The organism is Streptomyces sp. CO7 (assembly GCF_053474865.1).
On sequence record NZ_JBRIOU010000004.1, the window covers coordinates 735,422 to 740,129 of the forward strand.

A 4,708-nucleotide genomic window follows, 5' to 3' on the forward strand; every position below is an offset into this window, starting at 1 on the left:
GTGCGGGACCGCCTCGGGGGGCTGGACGCAACGGGCGGCGGGACCCCGGGCGCGGTCTCCGCCGAGGGGTGCACCCGCTGCCGCACACCCGGCCCGGCGCGCGGGGCAGGCGAACGCGACGGCCGCCCCGCCGCGCGGGGCGCGGAGGCGGGGCGGTCGGTGCCGGGCAGCCGTCGGTCCCGCCGCGTCGGGCGGGACCGGAGGACTACTCCTTGGCCGAGGGCGCCGAGGGCGCCGAGGAGGCGGAGGCCGGCGCGGCGCCGGCGGCGGCCTCGTCCTCGCGGCCCACCATCTTCGCCCGCTCCATGTGCTTGTTCATGGACTTCATCAGCCCCCACACCGCCAACGCCATCACGGCGAAGACGATGAACCCCAGCACACCGGGCGTGACCTTGTCCTTGTCGAATTCCTCCGCGGCCAGAACCAGGAGGCTTGCGCTTGCGCTCATGTCAGCCATTCTCCCGGACCCCCGCGAAGAGGTCCGACTCGGGGATGGAAGTCTCCACCAACGACTTCGCGAGCTCGTAGTCCTCGGTGGGCCAGACCTCCCGCTGCAGGTCCAGCGGAATGCGGAACCAGCCGCCGTCGGGGTCGATCTGCGTGGCGTGCGCGATCAGCGCCCGGTCCCGCGTCTCGAAGAACTCCCCGCACGGCACGAACGTGGTGAGCGTGCGCTCGACCCGCTCGAACTCGTCCCACCGCTTGAGCCAGTCCCCGTAGGGGGACTCCAGGCCGCGCGACTCCATCGCCTCGTGCAGCGCGACCGTGCGCGGCCGGTTGAAGCCCTGGTTGTAGTAGAGCTTCACCGGCTGGTAGGCGGGCCCGTACTCCGACTCCGGGTACTTCTCCAGGTCGCTCGCGCCCTCGAAGGCCACCATCGTGATCTTGTGGGTCATGATGTGGTCGGGGTGCGGGTAGCCGCCGTTCTCGTCGTAGGTGGTGACGACCTGCGGGCGGAAGGACCGGATCTGCCGCACCAGCTCGCCGGCCGCCTTGTCGACGTCCTCCAGCGCGAAACACCCGTCGGGAAGCGGCGGCAGCGGGTCGCCCTCCGGCAGGCCGGAGTCGACGAAACCGAGCCACGCCTGCTTGATCCCGAGGATCTCCCGCGCCGCGTCCATCTCCTTGCGGCGGACCTCGTGGATGTTCTCCTCGATGTACGGGTCGCCCTGGAGCTTCGGGTTCAGGATGGAACCGCGCTCACCACCGGTGCAGGTCACCACGAGGACGTCGACGCCCTCGGACACGTACTTCGCCATGGTGGCGGCGCCCTTGCTCGACTCGTCGTCGGGGTGGGCGTGGACTGCCATCAGTCGCAGCTGCTCGGTCAAGGCTCAATCCTCAGAGATCGGTCGGCGCCCGGGCGGCGCACACGCGGTGGGCGAGCGGTCCCCGTGGGAGTGGGTACCATCCGCGCCTTCTATAGTGACGGAATCGGGGGACGATTGATTCCGGGGTCCGGACAGGACGTACCGCCCCCGCCCGAGAGGACCGATCATGAGCACGGCGAACGCCCCGCAGCCCACCGGGCAGCCCACGGGCCCTCGGCCGCCCGCCGGCCGGTACGGCCGTGCCGCGGACGCGGAGGCGGACCGCCGCGCCGACCGCACGCTGAAGATCGTGGGCGCGGTCCTCGGCGCCCTGCTGATCGGCGCCGTCGCCTGGTTCGGCTTCTACCACGTCGGCGGCAGCGAGATCAGCGGTCAGATGATCACCTTCAAGACCGCCGAGGACTCCGTCCGGGTGGAGCTGGAGGTCTTCAAGGACGAGGGCGTCACCGGTTACTGCACGGTCCGCTCCCAGGCGGAGACCGGCGCCGAGGTCGGCCGCGCCGACTTCCGGTTCGACGAGGACGCCACCCGCGTCCACAGGACGGTCACCCTGCGCACCACCAGCCGCGGCACCACCGCCGAGCTGCTGGGCTGCCACACCGGCTGAGCTGCCGGACCGCCGCACCGGCCGGGCGGCCGCGGACCGCCGGCCGCCTGGCATTTCTTCTCCCACTTTCGCGGCGCGATTGTTAGGCTCGTGGTTTCGCCCACCCATGAGGGACCATTCTTCTGGGTAGGGCGTTGCTTTGTATTTCCAGTACGGACGAGGAGCACCTGTGACCCAGACCAGCGAGAACGTCACCTGGCTCACCCAGGAGGCGTACAACAAGCTCAAGGACGAGCTTGCGTACCTTACTGGTCCTGCGCGCACCGAAATCGCCGCCAAGATCGCGGCCGCGCGCGAAGAGGGCGATCTGCGTGAGAACGGCGGCTACCACGCCGCCAAGGAGGAGCAGGGCAAGCAGGAGCTCCGGGTGCGGCAACTCCAGCAGCTGCTGGAGTCGGCGAAGGTCGGCGAAGCGCCGGCCGCCGACGGCGAGGTCGCTCCGGGCATGCTCGTCACGGTCGCCTTCGACGGCGACGAGGACGACACCCTGACCTTCCTGCTCGCCTCCCGGGAGTACGCCAGCGAGGACATCGAGACGTACTCCCCGCAGTCCCCGCTCGGCCGCGGCGTGATCGGCCACTCGATCGGTGAGGACGCGGAGTACGAGCTGCCCAACGGCAAGAAGGCCTCCGTGCGCATCCTGAAGGCCGAGCCCTACAAGGGCTGAGCCGCCGCAGGCGTGCCGCGCGGTCCCCGCGCAGGACACGGAACCGGAACGAGGAGGACCCCCGGGCGCCGAGCCCGGGGGTCCTCGCGCGTCTCCCGCCGTGCGGCGTGCACGCCGTGCCGCGTACCCGCCGTGCGGCGGGACCGGACGGACCGGTCACGGTCCCGCGGTCGCGTCAGACGGTGGCGGACCGGTACTTGCGCACCGACAGCGTCCGGAAGAGCACGATGATCGCCACCGAGTAGATCAGCGACGCCCACACCGGGTGCTGCATCGGCCAGGCGTCCGAGGTGGACTGCCCGGGATTGGCCCACAGCACGCGGCAGGCCTGCACGATCGCGCTGAACGGGTTCCACTCGGCGATGTGCCGCAGCCAGGGCGTCATGTTGGCCGGGTCGACGAACGCGTTGGAGATGAAGGTGACGGGGAAGAGCCAGATCAGCCCGCCGTTGGTGGCCGCCTCCGGGCTGCGCACCGAGAGGCCGATCAGCGCGCCGATCCAGGTGAACGCGTAGCCGCAGAGCATCAGCAGCCCGAACCCGGCGGCCACCCGCAGCGGGTCGGTGGAGCCGTTCGTCCCGACCCGCCAGCCCAGCAGCAGGGCGACCGCGGCGAGGATCATCACGGTGAGCGCGGTCTGCACCAGATCGGCCAGCGTCCGCCCGGTGAGCACCGCCCCGCGGGCCATCGGCAGGGCGCGGAACCGGTCGATGAGTCCCTTGTGCATGTCCTCGGCGATGCCCGCTCCCGCGCCGGCGGTGGAGAAGGTGACGGTCTGCGCGAAGATGCCGGCCATCAGGAAGTTCTTGTAGGCCTCGGAGCTCGTCGAGCCGCCGACCTTCAGGGACCCGCCGAACACGTAGGTGAACAGCACCACGAACATGACCGGCTGGATGAGCCCGAAGAGCACGATCTCGGGAATCCGGGTCATCCGGATCAGGTTGCGCTGCGCCACGATCACGGAGTCGCGCCAGGACTGCCGCACCCGCCCGCCGCGGCTCGTGACGGGCCGGCGTCCCTCGGCCTCGGTGACGGCGCTCATCCGGTTGCCTCCTCGTTCTCGGCCGCCTCGGCCATGTGGCCGGTGAGCGAGAGGAACACGTCGTCCAGCGTCGGGCGCCGCAGCCCGACGTCGTCCATCTCGATGCCCCGCGCGTCGAGCTCGCGGATCACCTCGGCCAGCAGCTTGGGGCCGCCGCTCACCGGGACGGTCAGCTTGCGGGTGTGGTTCTCGACGGCGAGTTCGCCCACCCCGTACCCGGTCAGCACCGTGGCGGCCTCCGGGATCAGTTCCCGGGCGCGGACGATGACCTCGATGCGCTCCCCGCCGGTGCGGGACTTCAGCTCGTCGGACGTTCCGCGGGCGATCACCTTGCCGTGGTCGACCACCGCGATGTCGTGCGCGAGGTGGTCCGCCTCCTCCAGGTACTGGGTGGTCAGCAGCAGTGTCGTGCCGCCGGACACCAGGTCCTTGATCACGTCCCAGAGCTGGAGCCGGTTGCGCGGGTCCAGACCGGTGGTCGGCTCGTCCATGAACATCACCGGCGGCCGCACCACCAGCGCCGCGGCCAGGTCGAGGCGGCGGCGCATGCCGCCGGAGTAGTTCTTGGTGATCCGGTCGGCGGCGTCGGTGAGGTGGAACTGCTCCAGCAGTTCGTTCGCCCGGACCTTCGCCGCACGGCGGCCCATCTGGTAGAGCCGGCCCACCATCACCAGGTTCTCCCGCCCGGTGAGGTACTCGTCCACGGCGGCGAACTGCCCCGACAGCCCGATGTTGTGCCGCACCGCGTCGGGATCCTTCAGCACGTCGATCCCGGCGACGACGGCGTGCCCGGCGTCCGGGCGCAGCAACGTCGTCAGACACCGCACGGCGGTCGTCTTCCCCGCGCCGTTGGGGCCGAGCAGCCCCAGCACGGTCCCCTCGGGAACGTCCAGATCGACGCCGTCCAGCGCCCGCACGTCCCCGAAGGTCTTGACCAGCCCTTCCGCCCGAATGGCCCCCGGCATACCGCCTCCGGCCCCGCTCGACGACAGTCGTCCGCCTCCGAGCCTAGGTTCGCCCGCCCTCCGCCGCGCGCCGGACTGGGCGGCACGGGTGGGCCC

At 71.1% G+C, this 4,708-nt stretch carries 6 protein-coding genes; 2 read left to right on the plus strand and 4 right to left on the minus strand.

Annotated features, from left to right (window positions below):
- Positions 1–205: 205 nt before the first annotated feature.
- Both ACOV8S_RS16150 and mca read right to left on the minus strand, forming a co-directional pair.
- Entirely contained in the window at positions 206–457 is a 252-nt protein-coding gene (locus tag ACOV8S_RS16150; RefSeq protein WP_448318512.1) for a hypothetical protein, read from the minus strand.
- On the minus strand, positions 450–1,331 hold the full coding sequence (mca, locus tag ACOV8S_RS16155) for a mycothiol conjugate amidase Mca (RefSeq protein ID WP_108954636.1): 882 nt from the start codon (positions 1,329–1,331) through the stop codon (positions 450–452). Before mca ends, ACOV8S_RS16150 begins: the two co-directional genes overlap by 8 nt.
- A gap of 166 nt (positions 1,332–1,497) precedes the next feature.
- Here mca and ACOV8S_RS16160 point away from each other — a divergent pair, with 166 nt between their 5' ends.
- Positions 1,498–1,938 carry a DUF4307 domain-containing protein gene (locus ACOV8S_RS16160; RefSeq protein ID WP_448318513.1) on the plus strand — a complete coding sequence of 147 codons (441 nt, stop codon included), beginning with the start codon at positions 1,498–1,500 and terminating at the stop codon, positions 1,936–1,938.
- A 169-nt stretch (positions 1,939–2,107) separates the two neighbouring features.
- Complete coding sequence (greA, locus tag ACOV8S_RS16165; RefSeq protein ID WP_382552951.1) at positions 2,108–2,605, plus strand: transcription elongation factor GreA; 498 nt, start codon at positions 2,108–2,110, stop codon at positions 2,603–2,605.
- A 175-nt stretch (positions 2,606–2,780) separates the two neighbouring features.
- Here greA and ACOV8S_RS16170 read toward each other — a convergent pair whose 3' ends face one another.
- Both ACOV8S_RS16170 and ACOV8S_RS16175 read right to left on the minus strand, forming a co-directional pair.
- Positions 2,781–3,647 (minus strand): ABC transporter permease, encoded by an 867-nt coding sequence (locus tag ACOV8S_RS16170; protein WP_448318514.1) that lies wholly within the window; start codon positions 3,645–3,647, stop codon positions 2,781–2,783.
- Entirely contained in the window at positions 3,644–4,612 is a 969-nt protein-coding gene (locus ACOV8S_RS16175; protein ID WP_448318515.1) for an ATP-binding cassette domain-containing protein, read from the minus strand. The genes ACOV8S_RS16170 and ACOV8S_RS16175 overlap by 4 nt, the downstream gene beginning before the upstream one ends.
- Positions 4,613–4,708: the final 96 nt, after the last annotated feature.

Excerpts from the sequence above, each read along its gene's own strand:
- ACOV8S_RS16150 (WP_448318512.1), bottom strand. The coding sequence starts at position 457 with ATGGCTGACATGAGCGCAAGCGCAAGCCTCCTGGTTCTGGCCGCGGAG.
- ACOV8S_RS16160 (WP_448318513.1), top strand. The coding sequence starts at position 1,498 with ATGAGCACGGCGAACGCCCCGCAGCCCACCGGGCAGCCCACGGGCCCT.
- ACOV8S_RS16170 (WP_448318514.1), bottom strand. The coding sequence starts at position 3,647 with ATGAGCGCCGTCACCGAGGCCGAGGGACGCCGGCCCGTCACGAGCCGC.
- ACOV8S_RS16175 (WP_448318515.1), bottom strand. The coding sequence starts at position 4,612 with ATGCCGGGGGCCATTCGGGCGGAAGGGCTGGTCAAGACCTTCGGGGAC.